Annotated in this window: 20 protein-coding genes; 7 read left to right on the top strand and 13 right to left on the bottom strand. The window is 72.6% G+C overall.

From position 1 onward, the window contains the following. Positions 1–17: 17 nt before the first annotated feature. Complete coding sequence (gene wrbA / locus AB0K15_RS20060) at positions 18–638, top strand: NAD(P)H:quinone oxidoreductase (protein WP_220242275.1); 621 nt, start codon at positions 18–20, stop codon at positions 636–638. 42 nt (positions 639–680) lie between these two features. Continuing rightward, positions 681–1,625: an EamA family transporter gene (locus tag AB0K15_RS20055; RefSeq protein WP_364052213.1), complete on the top strand. Its 945-nt coding sequence runs from the start codon at positions 681–683 to the stop codon at positions 1,623–1,625. Here AB0K15_RS20055 and AB0K15_RS20050 read toward each other — a convergent pair. Then, positions 1,622–2,362 carry an SDR family oxidoreductase gene (locus AB0K15_RS20050; protein ID WP_364052210.1) on the bottom strand — a complete coding sequence of 247 codons (741 nt, stop codon included), beginning with the start codon at positions 2,360–2,362 and terminating at the stop codon, positions 1,622–1,624. The two genes, AB0K15_RS20055 and AB0K15_RS20050, sit on opposite strands and share 4 nt — an antisense overlap. A gap of 96 nt (positions 2,363–2,458) precedes the next feature. On the opposite strand from AB0K15_RS20050, the gene AB0K15_RS20045 reads away from it, so the two are divergent. Continuing rightward, the gene (locus AB0K15_RS20045; protein ID WP_364052207.1) at positions 2,459–3,031 is read left to right on the top strand and encodes a TetR/AcrR family transcriptional regulator; all 573 of its coding nucleotides are present in this window, start codon (positions 2,459–2,461) and stop codon (positions 3,029–3,031) included. On the opposite strand, the gene AB0K15_RS20040 is transcribed toward AB0K15_RS20045, so the two are convergent. The 7 genes from AB0K15_RS20040 to thyX form a co-directional block, all read right to left on the bottom strand. Beyond that, positions 3,028–4,551 carry a VWA domain-containing protein gene (locus AB0K15_RS20040; RefSeq protein WP_364052204.1) on the bottom strand — a complete coding sequence of 508 codons (1,524 nt, stop codon included), beginning with the start codon at positions 4,549–4,551 and terminating at the stop codon, positions 3,028–3,030. The two genes, AB0K15_RS20045 and AB0K15_RS20040, sit on opposite strands and share 4 nt — an antisense overlap. A gap of 402 nt (positions 4,552–4,953) precedes the next feature. Then, entirely contained in the window at positions 4,954–6,651 is a 1,698-nt protein-coding gene (locus AB0K15_RS20035) for a ribonuclease J (protein ID WP_364052201.1), read from the bottom strand. Then, positions 6,648–7,661: a 4-hydroxy-tetrahydrodipicolinate synthase gene (dapA, locus tag AB0K15_RS20030; RefSeq protein ID WP_364052198.1), complete on the bottom strand. Its 1,014-nt coding sequence runs from the start codon at positions 7,659–7,661 to the stop codon at positions 6,648–6,650. The genes AB0K15_RS20035 and dapA overlap by 4 nt, the downstream gene beginning before the upstream one ends. 103 nt (positions 7,662–7,764) lie before the next feature. Beyond that, positions 7,765–9,252: a serine/threonine-protein kinase gene (locus AB0K15_RS20025; RefSeq protein WP_364052195.1), complete on the bottom strand. Its 1,488-nt coding sequence runs from the start codon at positions 9,250–9,252 to the stop codon at positions 7,765–7,767. Between the two features lie 98 nt (positions 9,253–9,350). After that, positions 9,351–10,592, bottom strand: coding sequence for an Nramp family divalent metal transporter (locus tag AB0K15_RS20020; protein WP_364052192.1), 1,242 nt, complete (start codon positions 10,590–10,592; stop codon positions 9,351–9,353). 150 nt (positions 10,593–10,742) lie between these two features. Continuing rightward, entirely contained in the window at positions 10,743–11,141 is a 399-nt protein-coding gene (locus AB0K15_RS20015; protein WP_364052189.1) for an ACT domain-containing protein, read from the bottom strand. Next, a complete protein-coding gene (gene thyX, locus AB0K15_RS20010) occupies positions 11,141–11,893 on the bottom strand; it encodes an FAD-dependent thymidylate synthase (RefSeq protein ID WP_364052186.1) in 753 nt (250 codons plus the stop codon). The genes AB0K15_RS20015 and thyX overlap by 1 nt, the downstream gene beginning before the upstream one ends. A gap of 120 nt (positions 11,894–12,013) precedes the next feature. Between thyX and AB0K15_RS20005 the strand changes: the two genes are divergently transcribed. Both AB0K15_RS20005 and AB0K15_RS20000 read left to right on the top strand, forming a co-directional pair. Further along, entirely contained in the window at positions 12,014–12,517 is a 504-nt protein-coding gene (locus AB0K15_RS20005; RefSeq protein WP_364052183.1) for a toxin-antitoxin system HicB family antitoxin, read from the top strand. Between the two features lie 15 nt (positions 12,518–12,532). After that, complete coding sequence (locus tag AB0K15_RS20000; protein ID WP_364052180.1) at positions 12,533–13,534, top strand: DUF4097 family beta strand repeat-containing protein; 1,002 nt, start codon at positions 12,533–12,535, stop codon at positions 13,532–13,534. 242 nt (positions 13,535–13,776) lie between these two features. On the opposite strand, the gene AB0K15_RS19995 is transcribed toward AB0K15_RS20000, so the two are convergent. Next, positions 13,777–14,991, bottom strand: a complete 1,215-nt coding sequence (locus tag AB0K15_RS19995) for a crosslink repair DNA glycosylase YcaQ family protein (protein ID WP_364052177.1) — start codon at positions 14,989–14,991, stop codon at positions 13,777–13,779. Positions 14,992–15,055: 64 nt separating this feature from the next. Between AB0K15_RS19995 and AB0K15_RS19990 the strand changes: the two genes are divergently transcribed. Then, entirely contained in the window at positions 15,056–15,616 is a 561-nt protein-coding gene (locus AB0K15_RS19990) for a GNAT family N-acetyltransferase (RefSeq protein ID WP_364052174.1), read from the top strand. Here AB0K15_RS19990 and AB0K15_RS19985 read toward each other — a convergent pair. Then, complete coding sequence (locus AB0K15_RS19985) at positions 15,606–16,085, bottom strand: GtrA family protein (protein WP_364052171.1); 480 nt, start codon at positions 16,083–16,085, stop codon at positions 15,606–15,608. The genes AB0K15_RS19990 and AB0K15_RS19985 overlap by 11 nt on opposite strands. Before the next feature lie 166 nt (positions 16,086–16,251). Here AB0K15_RS19985 and AB0K15_RS19980 point away from each other — a divergent pair, with 166 nt between their 5' ends. After that, a complete protein-coding gene (locus tag AB0K15_RS19980) occupies positions 16,252–16,767 on the top strand; it encodes a hypothetical protein (RefSeq protein WP_364052168.1) in 516 nt (171 codons plus the stop codon). A gap of 119 nt (positions 16,768–16,886) precedes the next feature. Here AB0K15_RS19980 and AB0K15_RS19975 read toward each other — a convergent pair whose 3' ends face one another. From AB0K15_RS19975 to AB0K15_RS19965, 3 genes are read right to left on the bottom strand one after another with little or no spacing between them, the layout of a single operon-like run. Further along, entirely contained in the window at positions 16,887–17,333 is a 447-nt protein-coding gene (locus AB0K15_RS19975; RefSeq protein ID WP_364052165.1) for a tetratricopeptide repeat protein, read from the bottom strand. After that, positions 17,330–18,079, bottom strand: coding sequence for a 4-hydroxy-tetrahydrodipicolinate reductase (gene dapB / locus AB0K15_RS19970; protein WP_364052162.1), 750 nt, complete (start codon positions 18,077–18,079; stop codon positions 17,330–17,332). The genes AB0K15_RS19975 and dapB overlap by 4 nt, the downstream gene beginning before the upstream one ends. Continuing rightward, complete coding sequence (locus AB0K15_RS19965; RefSeq protein ID WP_364052159.1) at positions 18,076–19,440, bottom strand: pitrilysin family protein; 1,365 nt, start codon at positions 19,438–19,440, stop codon at positions 18,076–18,078. Before AB0K15_RS19965 ends, dapB begins: the two co-directional genes overlap by 4 nt. Positions 19,441–19,470 lie beyond the last annotated feature (30 nt).

The raw sequence follows: 19,470 nt of genomic DNA, 5'->3' as shown, positions 1-19,470 counted from the left end.
GCCTAGAGTCGCGGGGCGTGAGCACACGCATCCTCGTCGTCTACTACAGCGCCACCGGCAACACCGCCGCCCTCGCCTCCGCGCTGGCCGAGGGCGCCCGGGAGACCGGTGCCGAAGTCCGGGTCCGGACCGTGCGCGAGACCGCGCCGCCCGAGGCCGTCGCGAGCAACCCGCGCTGGCAGGCGTGGGTGGACTCCGGTCCGCACCACGAGTACGCCACCCTCGCCGACCTCGAGTGGGCCGACGGCATCGCCGTGGGCAGCCCCACGCGCTTCGGCGGTCCCGCGGCCCAGCTGAAGTCGTTTTTGGACAGCACGGGTGGCCTGTGGGCGCAGGGAAAGCTGGCCGACAAGGTCGCGACGTCGTTCACCACGGCGTCGACCGCGCACGGCGGCCTGGAGGCGACCGTGCTCGCCACGAACAACATCTTCTACCACTGGGGCGCCATCGTGCTGCCGCTCGGCTACGGCGACCCGCACCTGAAGGAATCCGGCAACCCGTACGGCGGCTCGTTCGTCTCGCGCAAGTCCGCGGCGCCGGACGACCTCGCGCTCGGCGCGCTGACCCGGCAGGGCAAGCGCCTCGCGACGATCACCACCCACGTCGCCACCGGGCTGAAAGCGGACGATAACCGCTAAATCGGTTTCGGTGGTGACGCGAACGTCGTACTGTCGACGATCGTGACCACCGACCTGCCCGTCGTCACGCCACCCCGCGTCGCGCACCGCGGCCGCGGGGTGGCGTTCGTGCTGCTCGCCGCGCTGTTCTTCAGCACGTCCGGCACGCTCGGCAAACCCGCGATGGCCGCCGGGATGACGCCGGAGCAGGTCGCGACGTTCCGCATCGGCTTCGCGGGCCTGCTGCTGCTCGCCGGCACGGCCGTCCTCGCGCCGCACACGCTCAAGGTCCGCCGGGGCGAGTGGCCGATGCTGCTCGCGTACGGCCTGCTCGGCGTCGCCGGTACGCAGCTCGCGTACTTCATCGCCGCCGACCGCGTGCCCGTGGGCATCGCGATCCTGCTCGAGTTCCTCTCCCCCGTGCTGATCGCGCTCTGGGTGCGGGTGGTCCGCCGCACGCACCTGCCGCGCGCCATGTGGGCGGGCATCGCGCTCGCGATCGCCGGGCTCGCGCTCGTCGGCCAGGTCTGGCAGGGCCTCACGCTCGACGCGATCGGCGTGCTCGCCGGCCTCGGCGCCGCGGTCTGCTCCGCCGGCTACTTCCTCGTCGGCGAACGCGCGGTCGCCGGCCGCGACCCCCTCGGCCTGGTCACGTGGGGCATGGTCATCGGCGCCGTGGTCGTGTCCGTGGTCGGTCCACCGTGGACGATCCCGTGGTCGCTGCTGGACCACGCCGTGGAGTTCGGCCCGTGGACGCCGCCGATCTGGCTGCTGCTGACGTTGCTGGTGCTGCTCTCGACCGTGCTGTCCTACCTGCTCGGCATCACGGCCCTGCGCCACCTGCCCGCGTCGGTCGCCAGTGTGCTCGGCCTCCTCGAACCCGTGACGGCGACGGCCTTCGCGTGGGCCCTGCTCGGCGAGGCGCTGGCGTGGCCCCAGGCGCTCGGCGCGGCCATCCTGCTCGGCGGAGCGTATGTGGTGCAACGGTTTTCGAAAGGCGTGACCTAACCCTGCCGGGCGGGCCGGATGGTCAGGTCGCCGATCTCGACGTCGTCCGGCTGCTCGATCGCGAACGCGATGGCCCGCGCCACGGCCTCGGGCGCGATGCCCAGCGCCGCCATGGCTTCCTGCGCCTGGGCCCGCTGCCCGGGATCCTCGACGTAGTCGACGAGTTCCGTGCGGACGTAGCCGGGCGAGATGGAGGTCGTGCGCAGCACACCGTCGGTGGACTCCTGGCGCAGGGCCTCGAGCAGCGTGCGCACCGCGTTCTTGGTCCCCGCGTACACCGCCTGCGCCGGCACGATCTTGAGCCCCGACGTCGAGACCGTGGTCACGAGGTGCCCGCTGCCCTGCGCGCGGAACACCGGCAGCGCCGCGGCGATGCCGTGCAGGACCCCGCGCAGGTTGACGTCGATCATCGCGTCCCAGCTGTCCACGTCGAGGTCGCCCATCGGGGCGATCCGCGCGATGCCGGCGTTGGCCACCAGCACGTCGAGCCGGCCGAACCGGTCCAACGCCCGCGCCACCAGCCGCTCGAGATCGGCCCGCTGGGTCACGTCGACGTCCAGCATCTCCGCGCGCCCGCCCGCGGCCTGGATCCGCGCCACGAGCGAGTCCAGCCGGTCGGTGCGCCGCGCGCCCAGCACCACGGCCGCACCGCGCGCCGCCAGCTCCAGCGCCGTCGCCTCCCCGATCCCGCTGCTCGCGCCGGTGATGGCGACGACCTTGCCCTCCAACGTGCTCATCTCGGCCTCTCCGCTCTAAACTGACAACTGTCCGCTTACGCCTCCCACCGTACCGGACACTTGTCCACTTAGTCGAACGGAAGCGAGGTGACGCCGGTGGCGAGCCGTGAGCTGCGGTCCGACGCGGTGGCCAACCGGGACCGCATCGTCGAGGCGGCGCGGGCCGAGCTGAGCCGGTCCAACGGGGCGATCGACGACCTCAAGCTCCACGGCGTCGCGAAGGCCGCGGGCGTGGGCCAGGGCACGCTCTACCGGCACTTCCCGACCCGCGAGCACCTGCTGGCGGAGGTGTACCGCCACGAGCTGACCCAGCTCGTCGACGCCGTGCCGCCGCTGCTGGCCGAGCACGCGCCGCTGACGGCCCTGACGCACTGGCTGCACCGGCTGGTCGACTACGCGCGCGTCAAACGCGGGGTCATGGCGGCGATCGAGGCCTCGGCCTGGCACGACCTGTACTCCGATCACCACCACCGGCTCGACGAAGCGCTCGGCACCCTGCTCGATCGCGGGAAAGCCGCCGGTCAGGTGCGGGAAGAGGTCGATGCCGCCGACGTCATCCTGCTCCTGGGCGCGTTGTCGCGGATCCCCGAGACGGAGTGGGAGCCGCGGGCCGGCAGGGTCGTCACGGTCGTCGTCGACGGCCTCCGTCCCCCGCGAGAGCGGGCCTAGCGCGCCACGAGCTGGGCCAGCGCCCCGTAGAACACCTCGCCGATCTTCGTCGGGTCGCGCGTCACGTACGCGCCGCCGCCGGTGATCGCGGTGATGGCGGACAGGTCGGCCTCCTCGACGTCCTGGCCGATGCCGATCGCGATGACCGGCAGCGGGTGCGCCGGGTCGGCGAGGCGTTCGAGGCCGGCCAGGAACGCCTCGCGGGTGATGCCGGACATGTCCTCGTTGCGGCCGTCGGTCATCACGATCACGACGTTGAGCACGCCGGGCTGCCAGTCGCGGCGGGCGACCCCGTAGAGGTCGAGCACGCTGTCGTAGAGACCGGTACCGGCCTTCGGGATCGCGCGCACCGCGGTGAGCCGGGCGAGGTCGCCCGGGGTGAGGTGCTGGGCGACGGGCGCGAGGGGCAGCACCTCGCGGTAGTCCTTGGTGCCGTCGAGCCCCGTCGCGAACTCCCAGATCCGCAGCTGCGTCGAGGGCCGGAAGAGGTGCAGCGCCTGCTCAGCGGCGGCCACGGTCACCTGCATCCGGTTCAGGTTCGTGCCCCGCACCCGCGCCTCCATCGAGCCCGAGACGTCCAGCAGCACCTCCACGCGCGCGTCGAGGTTCACGCCCGCCCACTGGGTGAGCAGCACCTTGAGATCGGCGCTCGACGGCACGGGCGCACTGCGCTGCGCGGCCGCCACCACGTGCGGGTCGTCCTCGTGCCCGGCCAGCGCCTGTCCGGGCACGCGCAGCCCGGCGCGCCCGAGGGCCGCCGTCGCCGCGCTGCCCAGCACCGCCTGCTGCAACGCGTCGATCGCGGCGCGCTGCTCATCACCGGCGCCGGTCAGCCGCGCGAACGGGTAGTCCAGCGCGGGCGCGCCGGCCGAGTACACCGCCACGAGCGGCGCAGCCCCGGACGCGGCGTTGTGCTGCACCACGGAGCTTTCCGAAGCGGGATACGCCGCCGCTGCCCCGCCGCCGGCGGCGAACCGCCGCAGCACCGCCGCGAACGCCCCCGCCGGGTCCGGCGCCGAACCCACCGCGTCACGCAGCCCGACCAGCGCCGAGGTGCCCACGGGGTCGCGGGCCGGGTCCGGGAGGGTGAGCTCGGCGCCCGGCGCGTCGACGACGTCGGCCCAGGTCGGCGCGCGCCCCGGCCAGCCGAGGCCGCGCGCGGCGTCCTCCGTGACGGCCAGCACCACCGGGGAGCTCGCGACCGACGACCCCGACTCCGGCACGTCCGTCGCGCCGAGCTGCCGCGCCTGTTGCAGCGCGATCGTCGAGTCCGGCACCCACACCTGCGCCCGCTCCCCACCCGGCGCACCGAACTCCGCCACGGCCTGCGCGGTATCGCGCGGACGGATCTCGTAGGACCGGCACGAAGCCGAAAGTCCCTGCGCCGCTTGGGAAAGCACCGGGGCGATGTCGGGCGAGGCCGTGACCAGGACGTGCCCCCGCGCGCACCGGCCCTCCAGCGAGGCCGCGACCCACGCCGCGCCGCCGAGCACGAGCAGCACTGCGACAGCCAGCGGCACCAGCAGCCGGCTTCTTCCCCGTACGCTCGAATGACGCCCCATCGGCGCGTCCCTCCTGCTCATCGCAGGTTAACGCCGCCGCGGCCCGCCGCCCTAGGACGAACGGCGTAAAGCGGGACTCGTCCCTGAGGGGGAGCCAGGACCCGCCTCCCGCGGGATGTGCCGGGCTGCCGCACGAGCGACCATGGGATCGACCACGAGAAACGGGGGCAGCCGTGACCACACCGAACAAATCCGAGCAGCGCCGGGCCCGAAACGCACTCGCCCGCCAAGGCGCCGTCGTCGCCTTCGCACTGCTGATCGCCGCCATCACCCGCTGAAATCCCGGCCGGCAGCGCTGAAAAAGCCGCCGCCGCTCCCCCGGCGAAAGGGAGAGCGGCGGCGGCTGTCGACTCGAAAACCTCAGACCGGGATGACCGTCGGGACGATCATCGGCCGGCGCCGGTAGGTGTCGGCGACCCAGCGCCCGACGACCCGGCGCACCGCCTGCGCGATGCGGTGGGTGTCGGTGATGCCCTCGGCCTCCGTGCGCGCCAGCTCCATCTCCACGAGCGGCACCACGGTGTCGAGCGCCTTCGGGTCGTCGGAGAACCCGCGCCCCGAGACCGTCGGGCTGCTGACCGCGCGGCCCGTGCTGGAGTCGACCGCGACGCTGATCGAGATGAAGCCGCCCTCGCCCAGCACCAGCCGGTCGGACAGCGTCGACTCGCCGACATCGCCCACCGAGAGGCCGTCCACGTAGACGTGGCCCACCTCGACGCGGCCGGTCCGCGAAGCCTTGCCGTCGACGAGATCCACGACCACGCCGTCTTCGGCGATCACCACGTTCTCCGGCGACACGCCCGTGCGGATGGCCAGCTCGCCGTTGGCGCGCAGGTGCTTCCACTCGCCGTGCACCGGCATCACGTTGCTCGGGCGGACGGCGTTGTACAGGTAGAGCAGCTCGCCGGCCGACGCGTGACCGGACACGTGCACCTTCGCGTTGCCCTGGTGCACCACGTTGGCGCCGAGCCGGGTCAGGCCGTTGACCACGCCGAACACGGCGGTCTCGTTGCCCGGGATCATCGAGCTGGCGAGCACGACGGTGTCGCCCGCGCGGATCGAGATCTGCCGGTGCTCGCCGCGCGCCATGCGCGAGAGCGCCGAGAGCGGCTCGCCCTGCGAACCGGTCGAGACGAACAGGACCTTGCTCTCGGGCAGGGTGCTCGCCTGGTCGAGGTCCACGAGCAGGCCGTCCGGGACCTCGAGCAGCTTCAGCTCGGCGGCGATGCCCATGTTGCGGACCATCGAGCGGCCCACGAACGCGACCCGGCGGCCGTGCCGCACGGCGGCGTCGAGCACCTGCTGCACGCGGTGCACGTGGCTCGCGAAGCACGCGACGATCACGCGCTGGTCGACCCGGCGGATCACGTCGTCGAGCACCGGGCCGATGTCGCGCTCGGGCATGACGAAGCCGGGCACCTCGGCGTTGGTCGAGTCGACGCAGAACAGGTCCACGCCCTCGTCGCCCAGGCGCGAGAAGCCCGCGAGGTCGGTGAGGCGCCCGTCGAGCGGCAGCTGGTCGAGCTTGATGTCACCGGTGTGCAGCACGACCCCGGCGGGCGTGCGGATGGCGACCGCGAGCGCGTCGGGGATCGAGTGGTTCACGGCGAAGAACTCGAGGTCGAACGCGCCGACCTTGCGCCGCTCGCCTTCGCGCACCTCGATGAGGTTCGGCCGCTGACGGTGCTCCTTGGCCTTGGCCGCGAGCAGCGCGTTGGTGAAGCGCGAGCCGTAGATCGGCACGTCGGGCCGCAGCCGCAGCAGGAACGGGACGGCGCCGATGTGGTCCTCGTGCCCGTGGGTGAGCACGAGGCCGTCGATGTCGTCGAGTCGTTCCTCGATCGCGCGGAAGTCGGGCAGGATCAGGTCGACACCGGGCTGGTCGTCCTCGGGGAAGAGCACGCCGCAGTCGACGATCAGGAGCCTGCCGTCGTATTCGAAGACGGTCATGTTGCGTCCGACCTCGCCGATGCCGCCCAGCGCGACGACGCGCAGGGCACCTTCGGGAAGGGCGGGCGGGAGGTTCGTGGGTCCGGGTCCGGGGGGAAGTGAGCTCACCGGGGCAAGGTCCCAACGCTGGTGTGTGAGGTGGGGGCGACGTAGGCCGCCTGGGAATCCGCTTGTGCCACCCGTGCACCATGCCAGTCCTGGGCCGCGCTGTCGCCCAGCGGCACGCCGCCCTGGGCGAGATCGGCGGCGATCAGGGCACTTTGCTCGTCCGTGGCGGGCACGACGGGCAGCCGCGGGGCGCCGATGTCGAAGCCGCGCAGCCGCAGCGACGCCTTGGCGAACGCGACGCCGCCGACGCGGGACATCGCACGCATCACCGGCAGCATGGCGCGGTGGTTGGTGCGCGCGGTGGACGTGTCGCCGCTCTCGTAGGCCTCGATCATGGCGCGGATGCGCCCGGCCACCACGTGGCCGATCACGCTGACCACGCCGACGCCGCCGACGGCGATCCACGGCAGGTTCAGGCCGTCGTCACCCGAGTAGTAGGCCAGGTGGGTGCTGGCGATCACCTCGGAGCCGGCGATGAGGTCGCCCTTGGCGTCCTTCACCGCGGCGATCCGCGGGTGCTCGGCCAGCCGCAGCAGGGTGTCGACCTCGATGGGCACGATCGAGCGCGGCGGGATGTCGTAGAGCATCACCGGCAGGTCGGTGGCGTCGGCGACCGTGGTGAAGTGCGCGAACAGGCCGGCCTGGCTGGGTCGCGAGTAGTACGGCGTGACCACGAGCAGGCCGTGGGCGCCCGCCTCGGCGGCGGCGCGGGCCTGCTCGACGCTGTGCGCGGTGTTGTTGGTGCCGGCGCCCGCCACCACGGTGGCCCGGTCGCCGACGGCCTCGACGACGGCGCGGATCAGCGCCGTCTTCTCCTCGTCGCTCGTGGTCGGGCTCTCGCCGGTGGTGCCGTTCACGACCAGCCCGTCGTTGCCCAGCTCCACGAGGTGCTCGGCGAGCTCCTGGGCCCGCTTCAGGTCCAGCGCGCCGTCGCGGTCGAAGGGCGTGGCCATCGCGGTGAGCACGCGGCCGAACGGGCGTCCGGGCGCGGCGGTAGGTGGAGTGGACATGGTGTTGACGGTACCTCGTCGAATGGGTGAACCCGGGCCCGACCTGGTGAAGATCGGAGAATTTCCCGGCCGGGCGGGCGCCGGGCGGAACATCTCGCCCCGGTCACTTGATCTTAGTGGTGATCTGCGCCGGGATCTGGGCGTTGCCGGGCTTCGCGAGCACGCAGTAGAACACACGGCTCGGCGGGGTGTAGTCGTTGGGCGGCGCCAGCTCCCACTGGCGCTGGGTGGGCACGATCGCCTGGTATGTCAGGCCCGCGCGCTGGTTTTCCGGCACGACCGACGAGTGGAACGACGCCGCGCAGCGCGCCTCGGCGAGCCGGGTCACGGACTCGAGCCCGGGGTAGGCGGCGAGCTGCGCGTCGTCGCTGCTGTAGTTCTCGGTCGGCAGCACGTCGCCGACGTCGTAGACCTCGAGGGTGTGGCTCTTGTCGCACGTCGCGCTGTTGTCGTCGCCGATGACGACACCCTGCTGCACCGCCGCGTTGAAGCAGCGGTAGGACAGGCCGATCTGCGTCTTGAGGAACCCGTCGGGCCCGTAGGTGACGGTGGGCTGCAGCTGCGGGTCGGCCTTCGGCGTCCACACGGGCTTGCCGAGGAAGAAGCCGCCGGCCAGCGCGGCGACGGTGAGCACGGCGGCGCCCGCGAGCCACCAGCCGCGGCGGGAACGCTTCGGCGGCGCGGCGACCCGCGTCGGGGCGGTGCCGAGGGCCGGGGCGGCGCTGCCCGACGGCGGCGTGGGCGGCTGGCCGGCCGCGGTCGCGAGCAGGTTGCGGGCCTGCGGAGCCGTGAGCCGCGCCTCCGGCTTGGCCACCAGCAGCCCGAGGATCGCCGCGGCGAGCGGGCCCTGGCCGCGGGTGAGGTACGGGACCTCGGTCATGATCGCGTGCAGCGTCGCGGCCGTGGTCGGGCGTTCGAACGCGACGATCCCCTCCACGGCGAAGAACAGCGTCGCGCCCAGTGACCACAGGTCCGACTCGGGCATGGCCTCGCGGCCCTCGACGCGTTCGGGCGCCATGAACGCGGGCGAACCGACGATCACGCCGCTCGTGGTCAGGCGCGGGTCGTCGATGGCGTGCGCGATGCCGAAGTCGGTGAGCTTCACGCGGCCGTCGGGCGCGACCATGATGTTGGCGGGCTTCACGTCGCGGTGCACGACCCCGGCGGCGTGCGCGGCCTGCAGCGCGGCGAGCACGCGGTCGCCGATCATCGCGACGTGCGCGGCGGGCATCGGCCCCTGGCGGCGCACGAGGTCGGCCAGCGTCGGGGCCTCGACGAGCTCCATCACGATGAACGTGGTGCCGTTGTCGGTGATGATGTCGTAGACCGTGACCACGGCGGGGTCGTTGAGCCGCCCGCCGGCGCGGACCTCGCGCAGCACGCGTTCGGAGAACACGGCTTGGCCTTCCGCGTCCGGCAGCCTGAGCTCCTTGATGGCCACCTGGCGGCCGATCACCTGGTCCTGCGCGCGCCACACCACGCCCATGCCGCCGCGGCCGAGCTCGCCCAGCAGCAGGTAGCGGCCGGCGACGAGCCGCGGCCCGGGCGCCGGGCGGGTCGGGTCGTACGGACGCGTCTGTTCGTCGGTCACGGGGCCGGGCTCCTCGTTCGGGGTCGCGCAGATGCTAGTCGGACCGCGCGAGGGCCAGGCCGGTTCCTTCGGGTTTCCGTGTGGGTTTCAGCCCGGTTTCAGCCCGCGACGGTGAGGTAGATGAGCGCGATGTTGAGGGTGATGATCACGGCCGCGACGCACCACGCCAGCACGGTGGTGATCCGCCGGTTCACGTCGGTGCCCATGAGCTGCGCGTCCGAGGTCAGGCGGATCAGCGGCACGAGCGCGAACGGGATGCCGAACGACAGCACCACCTGCGACACCACGAGCGCGGCGCTCGGGTCGGCGCCCACCGCGAGCACCAAGATCGCGGGCGTGAGCGTGACGAGCCGGCGCACGAGGATCGGGAACTTCTTGCGCAGCAAGCCTTGCATGATCATCGCGCCCGCGTAGGCGCCCACCGACGTGGACGCGAGACCCGAGGCCAGCAGCCCGATCGCGAACAGCAGCGCGACGGTCGGGCCGAGGGCGGTGGCGACGGCGCCGTGCGCGCCCTCGATCGAGTCGACGCCGGGCAGGCCCTGCAGGTTCGTCGCGGCGAGCAGTAGCATGCCGAGGTTGACCGCGCCGGCGAGCAGCATCGCGAAGCCGACGTCGTAGCGGGTCGCCCGGAGCAGGCGTCGCCGCTTCTCGGGCGCGGGCGTGCCGTGGCGGTCACGGACGAGCCCGGAGTGCAGGTAGACCGCGTGCGGCATCACGGTGGCGCCGAGCATCGCGGCGGCGATCAGCACACTGTCGGCACCGTCGAAGCGCGGCACGAGCCCGCTCGCGATCCCCGAGGCCGACGGCGGCTCCACGAACAGGCTCGCCAGGAAGCCGATGGCGATCACGGCGAGCAGACCCGTCACCACCCGCTCGAACGGCCGCTGGCCACCGCGGTCCTGCACCGCGAGCAGCGTCAGCGACACCAGGCCGGTGATCAGGCCGCCGACCACGAGCGGCAGGTCGAACAGCAGGTTCAGCGCGATGGCGCCGCCGACGACCTCCGCGAGGTCGGTGGCCACGGCGACCACCTCGGCCTGTGCCCAGTACGCCAGGCGGGCCGAGCGGGGCAGCCGTTCGCGCAGCGCCTCGGGCAGCGACCGGCCCGTGACCAGGCCGAGCTTCGCCGACAGGTACTGCACCAGCACGGCCATCAGGTTCGCCGCGACGATCACCCACACCAGCAGGTACCCGAACCGCGCGCCCGCGCTGATGTTGGACGCGACGTTGCCCGGGTCCACGTATGCCACGGCGGCGACGAACGCCGGACCGAGCAGGGCCGAGCCCGCGCGCAGGCGGGCGAGCCGCCGGGGCCGGACCGCTTCCGCCACCGCCATCACGTCGCCCTCCGCCTGTCGGACATCCCAACTCGAAGTTTAGGCATGCCGAACTTTCCAGGGCAAGGGTGTGCTCGGCCACCAGCCGGTTGGCCGCACGGGCGACGGAGGCCCTCCGTCCGTGCGGGCGGAGGGCCTCCGCGACCGGTTTCAGGCGGGCAGGCCGACTTCGTGGCCGGCGTCGCGGAACGCCTTCACGGCGCGATCCAGCTCGACGGCGCGCACGAGGATGTGGTCGGTGTCGAAAGTGGACAGTGAGAACAGCGCGACGCCGGCGGCGGCCAGTTCGGACGCGAGCGCCGAGATCACGCCGGTGAGCGTGAACTCCAGCGGGCCGCGCACGCTCATCAGGCGCCAGCCGTGTTCGACGACGCCGCCCGAGGGCTCGCGGCCCGTCGGGCAGATCACCGAAAGCTCCTCCGGTGTGCGGGTCACGGACACGAGCGCGGACTCGGCCGGGTCGAGCAGGTCTGCGGGCACCGGTGCGTCGGCGGGCAGGCGCACCACCGAGTAGTCGCCCGGGCGGACGTCGATCGCGAGTCGTTTCATCAGCCTTCGAGCACCTTCGGGCTCGAGGCGACCTCGGTGCCGTCGGGCAGGGTGGAGATCGTGAAGTCCGCGAACACGTTGCCGGCGGCCTTCTGCAGCTCCCGCAGGCACTCGATGGCCAGCGCGCGGATCTCGACGTCGGCGTGCTCGGTGGCGCGCATGGCGACGAAGTGGCGCCAGGCGCGGTAGTTGCCGGTGACGACGATGCGCGTCTCGGTGGCGTTCGGCAGCACGGAGCGGGCGGCCTGGCGGGCCTGCTTGCGGCGCAGCGTGGCGCTCGGCGCGTCGGCGAACTTCTCCTCGAGCCCGGCGAGCAGCTCGGTGTAGGCGTCGGCGCTCGCCTGCGCGGCCTTGAGGAACTTCTCGTGCAGCTCGGGGTCGTTCGCGATCACGTCGGGCTCGACGAAGGCCGCTTCGCGCTCGGGGACGTAGCGCTGCGAGAGCTGCGAGTAGGAGAAGTGGCGGTGGCGGATCAGCTCGTGGGTGAGCGAGCGCGAGATGCCGGTGATGTAGAAGCTCACCGAACCGTGCTCCAGCACGGAAAGGTGACCGACCTCGATGATGTGGTCGAGGTAGCCGGCGTTGGTGGCCGTCTTCGGGTTCGGCTTCTTCCACGACTGGTAGCAGGCGCGCCCGGCGAACTCGGCCAGAGCCTGTCCCCCGTCGGCGTCCGTCGTCCACGGCACGTCCTCCGGCGGGAAGAACTCCGTTTTCGCGACCAGCTGCACTCTGGGTGACACGGTCTCGACCACGTCAGCACTCCCTCTCCCGCTTGCGGCTCCCGGCCCGCACTCTAACCGCTTGTTTGTTCGACAACGGCGAGACACCACGTGGTGCTTGACTGACGCCATAGGTGACGTCATAGTGGCGTCATGGACCTGACGCCGTACATCGCGAACCTTCGCGAAGACCTCGCGAACACGGCCTCCGCCGGGGACGAGCAGACCCGGCGCATGGCCGCCCTCCTTTCGTCCGCACTCGAACCCGCGGCCCGGCTGACGTTGATGAACGCGCTGGCCGACCTCGCCGCGGAGGTGACCGCCGCCCTACCGGGCCAGGTCGTGGACGTCCGGCTCGACGGCCGCGACGTGCGCGTGGTCGTGACCGGCGCGCCGGAGTCCGGTGAGCCGGCGCGGACCGACCAGCCGCGCACGCCGCCCCCGCCCATCGACGGCGGGGACATCTCGCGCATCACGCTGCGGCTCGTGGAGCAGATCAAGAGCCAGGCCGAGCAGGCGGCGGCCGCGCAGGGGGTGTCGCTCAACACCTTCGTCGCCCAGGCCGTGCAGGGGGCGCTCGGCCAGGCGCAGCACCACCAGCAGCGGCACCAGGGCGGCCGCTCGGAGACCAAGCTGCACGGCTGGGTCCAAAGCTAGAACGGGGAAGCGACGATGAGTGAAGACAAGTCCGGCTGGGACGAAGCCGCCGAGGAAGCCGTCGCAGGTGCGGCGGAGGAGGCTGTCGCTTCGGCTGATCTGGATCCGGACGCCGGTTCGTCCACTTCGGACAATCCGCTGGCGCGTTCGCAGGAGTTCGAGGCCGACGGCCCGCTGGAGCTCGACGTCGGGGTGACGATCGGCCGCGTGGAACTGGTGCTGGACCGCGAGTCCGGCGCGCGGGTCGAGCTGCGGCACGACGCCGGCGAGCAGCCGCCGTGGGTCAGTGGTGTGAACAACCTGCTGTCATGGGTCGGAGAGCGCTTCGGCGACCAGCTGGGCGTGACCGCGGACACCTCGCCGGCCGACGCGGTGCGCCAGGCGCGCATCGAGAAGACCGGCAACCGGCTCGTGGTGCGGGCGGCGAAGGCGTGGCAGCTGCGGAACGTGCCGGTGTCGGTCACCGTGCACGCGCCGAAGGGCTCCCATGTGGAGGTTCGCGCCGGCGCCGCCGATGTCACGGTCACCGGCACCGCCGGGCGCGCCGACATCCTCACCGGCTCCGGCGAGGTCACGCTGGAACAGGCCGACGGCGCCGCCATCGTGCGCACCGGCACGGGCCGCGTGAAGCTCGGCCCGACGCCCGCCGGCCTCCAGCTGCGCACCGGCAGCGGTTCGGTCGAGGCGGCGTCCGTCTCGGGCTCCGCGACCCTCGCCACGGGCACCGGCAACGTCTGGCTCGGCTCCGTCGCGGGCGAAGTCATGGCCCGCACCGGCAGCGGCGACCTCTCCGTCGCCGAAGCGGCCTCCGGCTCGGTCGACCTGATCACCGGCTCCGGCGAAGTCCGCGTGGGCATCCGCCGCGGCGTCGCGGCCGAGGTCGAGCTGGCCTCGTCCGCGGGCCGCGTTCACAGCGAGCTGGACGTGTCCGACGTGCCGCCCGAAGCGGGCACCACGCTGCGTGTGCGCGCCCGCACCGGCACGGGCAACGCGGTGGTGACCCGCGCGGCCGGCTAAGGGGGAGGCGGCGGGCCGGACCGAGGCATCCGGTCCGGCCCGCCGCTTCGTATCCGCAGCTCGGGATCGAAGTCCTTGTGCGACAGGGCATTCGGGCTCGATCCGACACAACGCATGCCTCAACGGCACCGCCAGACCGCAGAAACGGGTTCCGCCGCCACGTGCCACACCTGGCCCGGCGGTTTCAGCCGCCCCGGTGATCCGGCGCGAAATCCTTGCCCCGCAAGGAGATCAAGCGCCAGTCAGCGCACCGCGCGGGACAACGCCTCCGCGAGGTCGCCGCGTGGGCCGACCGCCACGCCGTCCAAGCCGAGCCAGTGCGCCATGTGCGCCAGCTCCCCCGCCAGCTCGTCGGCGACCCGCGGTACGTCGGCGCCCTCCTCGGCGAAGGAGCCCTGCACGCGCAGCACGCCGGCGGCGCGGTCGGACTTGAGGTCCACGCGGGCGACCAGGGAGCCGTCCAGCAGGAACGGGAAAACGTAGTAGCCGTAGAGCCGTTTGGGTTCCGGCACGTAGATCTCGATGCGGTAGCGGAAGCCGAAGAGCCGCTCGGTGCGGGCGCGTTCCCAGATGAGCGGGTCGAACGGGCACAGGAGGGCCCGCCCGGTCACCGCCCGCGGAGTGCGGGCGGCCGTGTGCCGGTAGGCGATGCCGCGCCAGTCGCGGACCTGGACGGGTTCCAGGGTGCCTTCTTCGACCAGCTCGGCGACGGCCTGGCGCGCGACGTCCGGGCCGAGCCGGTAGTAGTCGCGCAGGTCGGTCTCCGTGGCGACGCCGAGAGCCCGCGCGGAGCGGTCGATCAGGCCGCGAGCGCCTTCCTCCGCCGACATCTGCCGGGACAGAACCGCCGGCGGCACCACCCGTTCGGTCAGGTCGTAGAGCCGCTCGAACGACCGGCGCGTGCCCGTGGACAGGCGGCCGAGGCCGAACAGGTACTCGCACGCCTTCTTGACCACCGAGCGTTCCCACCACGCGCCGGGCCCTCGCCCGGCGACCTCCGCTTCGAGCGCCTTCTCGATGGCGCCCGCGCCGATCGGGCCGTGTTCCTTGACGATGGCGAGCACGTCGTCGATCAGGCCCGGCACGGTTTCGACCACGCTGGTGTAGTTGCGCCACCAGCCGTCGCGTTTGGCGCCGGAGCGCAGGAGCGGCCAGTCTTCGACGGGCAGCAGGCTCGCTTCGTGGGCCCACGACTCGACGAGCATCCGCGGTTTGCGTGCGGTGTCGGTCCAGGCGGCGTCGTCGACGAGCGCCTGGTCGTAGGCGCCCAGGCGCGAGAACACGGGCATGTAGTGCGCGCGCACGGCGACGTTGACGGAGTCCAGCTGCAGCAGCTGGACACGCGAAAGCACCTTGGCCAGGTGCCGGCGGGTGGGCGGCGCGGCGGGGCGCGCGTCGGCGAACCCCTGGGCGGCCAGCGCGGTGCGGCGGGCCGCTTGAAGGCTGATCGTCTGCATGGTCGGTCCATCGTGCCAGCCGCCCCCGACAGTTTCCGCGACGGCGGGCGGTAGATTCCTCCGCGTGAGTGCCGCCGAAGTCCGTCCCGCGAGCCTGTCCGACGCCGCGGAGATCGCCCGCATCCAGCGCCTCACCTGGCGGGCGGCCTACACCGACCTGCTGGGCGCCGAGGCCATCGACGCGCTCGACGCCGCCGATCTCGAAGGCACGTGGGCCGAGACCATCGAGTTCCCCGGCACGCGGGTCTACCTCGCGGTGGAAGGCGAATTCGCCGTCGGCTACTGCGTGGCCGGCCCCGCGCCCGCCGACGAGATCGCCACCGCCGACGGCACCGCGCCGCCCGACGCGGCCAGGACCGCGCTCATCGCGACGCTCGTCGTCGAGCCGCGCTGGGGCCGTCGCGGGCACGCCGGCCGGCTGCTCGGCACCGCCGCCGCCGACCTGCGCTCGGACGGGCTCGACCGCGGCGTCACGTGGGTCGCGCAGTCGGACCACCCGACGCTCGGGTTCTACCGGCGCGCGGGCTGGGCGCCCGACGGGACCGTCCGTACCCTCGACACCGGCCGCGGCACGCTGCGCGAAGTGCGCCTCACCGGCACGTTGGAGCTGGAGCTCACGCACTGACGGCGGGCTCTTCGCGCTTCGCGAAGACGACCCAGCGCAGCACCGAGTACATGAACACGCCCTCGCACGCTCCGGCGACCAGCCGCGACAGGTGGTACTCCAGGCCCAGCGCGGCGAGCCCGGCGCCGACGCCCAGCAGGAACGCCGCGTAGTTCACGCCGATCGCCACCACGTACAGCACCGCCTGCCGCCCGACCGGCGCGTGCGAGCGGAAGTTCAGCGCGCGGTTGAGCACGAAACTGAGCCCGAACGCGATCACGTAGGCCGCGCTGATCGCCAGCCAGACCGGCCAGCCGAGGCCGCCGTGGAACACCGTCAGCAGGCCGAGGTCGACGCCGAAGGTGAACCCGTTGATGATCACGAACCCGAGGAAGCTCGGCGCGACGAGACGCGAAAGCCCGAAGGGCAGGACCCGGACGACGGCCGCGCAGAACCCGGCGAAGCGATCGGCGAAGGGCACGTCGGTCACGTCCGAATGGTGGCAGGCCGAGGTGTCCTGAACCGAACGTCCAGGTGATCTTCTGGGGTCGGCACCCGCCGGAATAGGGGGGTTAGCCCCCGTGACCTTTTCGTGACGACTGCTAGCCTCGAATGACGAGGATCACTTCGGGGGTTCACTTCAGGGGGGAGGCACGATGGGCTGGCTGTTCCTGACACTCGGTGTCGCGTTCGGCTCGGCGATCGTGCCGGTCGTGAACGCGGAGCTGTTCGTGGTGGGCCTGTGCGCGAGCCAGCACAACCCGCACTGGCTGTGGCTCGGCGCCGCCGTGGCGGTCGGGCAGATCGCCGGCAAGCTCCTGTACTTCCTCGCGGCGCGCGGCTCCATCCGGCTACCCGGCTTCCTCCACGACCGCCTCCACCGCGAACGCCCGCCCAGTGCCCGCCGCGACCGCTGGCACCGGCGCACGAAGGTGCTGCGCGCCAAGGTCGAGGCCCTGCGCGAACGCTGCCAACGCCACCCGCACTGGATGGCGGGCACCTACGGCGCCAGCTCGCTCATCGGCCTCCCGCCCTTCATGGCGACGAGCGTGCTGGCGGGCATGGTCCGCATGCGACTGGTCACGTTCGTGGCTGCCGGGCTCGCCGGACGATGGGTGCGGTTCAGCCTGCTCGCGGCGTCACCGGCGCTGCTCGCGGGCTGGATGCACTGAACCGCAGGCACACCCGCCGCGGGTGGGCAACCCCTGTTTCGCGGCGACCGCTGCTTTTCGGCGACCGCGGTGGCAGCCGACGCGCGCGACACAACCTCCGGCGGGCACCGCCCAGCCCCTCAGCGGTCGGCGGCTTCCAGTTCCACGGCCTTGCGCATCGTCGCCCGGGCGCGGCGGCGGTCGCCCGCGATGTCGTAGGCGTAGGCGAGGCGGTACCAGCCGCGCCAGTCGTCGGGGGCGGCCTCGACCTCGACGCGGCGGGCCTCGAACCAGGCGTCGGCGGCGGTGCGGTCGACGCGGCCCGACGGGCGGCGGGGCAGGTCCGAGACGTCGGGCAGGGCGCCTTCGGCGTCGAGGCGGCGGGAGAGGCGCTGGATCTGCAGCCCGGAACGCCAGGTGGCCACCACGATCCACACGCCCAGCACCGGCAGCACGAACACGCCCACCCCGAGCGCGATGCCCTCCGGCGAACCGGTGGCGAACAGCTCCACAGCCCGGTCCGCGAGCAGGACCAGGTACACGACCAGCGCCGCGGTCAGCAGCAGCGCGACGTTGCGGGCCCTCACAGGTCGAGCACGTTCTCCAGGCCGACCGTGAGGCCGGGGCGCGACACCACCGAACGCACACCCAGCAGCACCCCGGGCATGAACGACGTGCGGTCCAGCGAGTCGTGCCGGATGGTCAGGGTCTCCCCCTCGCCGCCGAACAGGATCTCCTCGTGCGCCACCAATCCCGGCAGCCGCACCGAGTGCACGGGGACCTCGGCGACGCGGGCGCCGCGGGCACCGTCCAGTTCGGACGTCGTGGCGTCCGGACCCGGTTCCAGGCCGGCGGCCGCGCGCGCCTCGCCGATCATGCGCGCGGTGTGCGAAGCGGTGCCCGACGGGGCGTCGGCCTTCCGGTTGTGGTGCAGCTCGATGATCTCGGCCGACGCGTAGAACCGCGCCGCCTGAGCCGCGAACCGCATCGCCAGCACCGCGCCCAGCGCGAAGTTCGGTGCGACCAGCACGCCCAGCGAAGGCTTCCCGGCCAGCAGCGAACGCACCTCCGCCAGCCGCTCCTCACTGAACCCGGTCGTGCCGACCACGGCGTGCAGGTCGTGCTCGATCAAGTACCGCAGGTTGTCCATCACGGCGTCGGGGTGGGTGAAGTCCACCACCACCTGGGCCTCGCCCAGCGGCGCGAAGTCGTCTCCCGCGTCGAGCGCGGCCACCAGCTTCAGGTCGGCGGCGCCCTCGACGGCGTTCACCACCGTCGCACCCATGCGGCCGCGCGCGCCCAGCACGCCGACGCGGATCGGGGAGTCGGTCATGACGCGATCACCTCGTGCAGATCGTCCGGCAGGTCGTCGGCGTGAGCGTACGGCCCCACGACCGCCGCCGCCGACACCCCACCGGGGCGGCGCAGCAGAGTGCGAGCCAGCGCACACACCTCTTCGGTCGTGACCGCGTCCACGCGGGCCACGGTGTCGTCGACCCCCAGGTAACGGCCGTAGTTCAGCTCGTTCTTGCCGATGCGCGACATGCGCGACGACGTGTCCTCCAGCCCCAGCACGAGCCCGCCGCGCAGCTGCCCCTTGGCGCGCGCCACCTCGGCGTCGGTCAGCCCGTCGGCGGCGACGCTGTCGAGCACCTCGCGGATCACGCCCGCGACCTGCCCGAGCCGCTCCGGCTGGCAGCCGGCGTACACGGCCAGGTGCCCGCTGTCGGCGTAGCTCGCCACCGACGAGTACACCTGGTAGGCCAGCCCGCGCCGCTCCCGGATCTCCTGGAACAGCCGCGAGCTCATGCCGCCGCCCAGCGCCGCGTTGAGCACCGACAGCGCGAAGCGGCGCTCGTCGTGACGCGGCAGCGACCGCATCCCGAGCATCACGTGCGCCTGCTCGGTGTCGTCGGTGTGCAGCGCCAGCTTCGGCAGGGTCTGGATGCGCGCGCGGCCGGCCCGCGGCGGCACCGGGACACCCGCGCCGTTGAGCCGATCGCCCAAAGCCTTGCGCACCAGGCGAAGCACCTGGTTGTGCTCGATGTTCCCGGCGACCGCGAGCACCATCCGCGGCATCGTGTAGCGGCGCTTGTAGAAGCCGCGCAACGCCGCGGGCGACATCTCCGTGATGGACTTCTCGGTGCCCAGCACCGGCCGGCCGAGCGGGTGGTCGCCGAGGATCGCGCCCACGAACGTCTCGTGCAGCAGGTCCTCGGGGTCGTCGTCGCGCATCGCGATCTCTTCGAGCACCACGCTGCGCTCGGTGTCCATGTCGCGGTCGGTGCACAGCGCCTCGAACACCACGTCGGTCACGAGGTCCATGGCCAGCGGCAGGTCGGCGTCGAGCACCTGCGCGTAGTAGCAGGTGTGTTCCTTGGCCGTGAACGCGTTGAACTCGCCGCCGACGGCGTCGATCTCCTCGGCGATCTGCGTGGCGTCCCGGTTGGCGGTTCCCTTGAACAGCAGGTGTTCCAGGTAGTGCGCGGCCCCCGCGACGGCGAGCGGCTCGTCGCGCGACCCGACGCCGACCCACAGCCCCACGGTGGCCGAGCGCGAAGCCGGGACGTACTCGGTGATCACCCGCAGACCGCCGGGGAGCACGCTCCGCCTGACGATCGCACCGTCCGGAGTGGACTCGAGCGTGCGGGTGCTGCCGACGGGCTGCTCGTGCCCGGAAACCTGCCGTGCCATGCGTTCCTTACTCACGATGCCGCGAAGGCC

Source organism: Amycolatopsis sp. NPDC049253 (assembly GCF_040678995.1).
Classification (GTDB): Bacteria; Actinomycetota; Actinomycetes; order Mycobacteriales; family Pseudonocardiaceae; genus Amycolatopsis.
The sequence above is the reverse complement of the archived record's forward strand: the minus strand, read 5'-3'. Positions and strand labels throughout refer to the sequence as shown.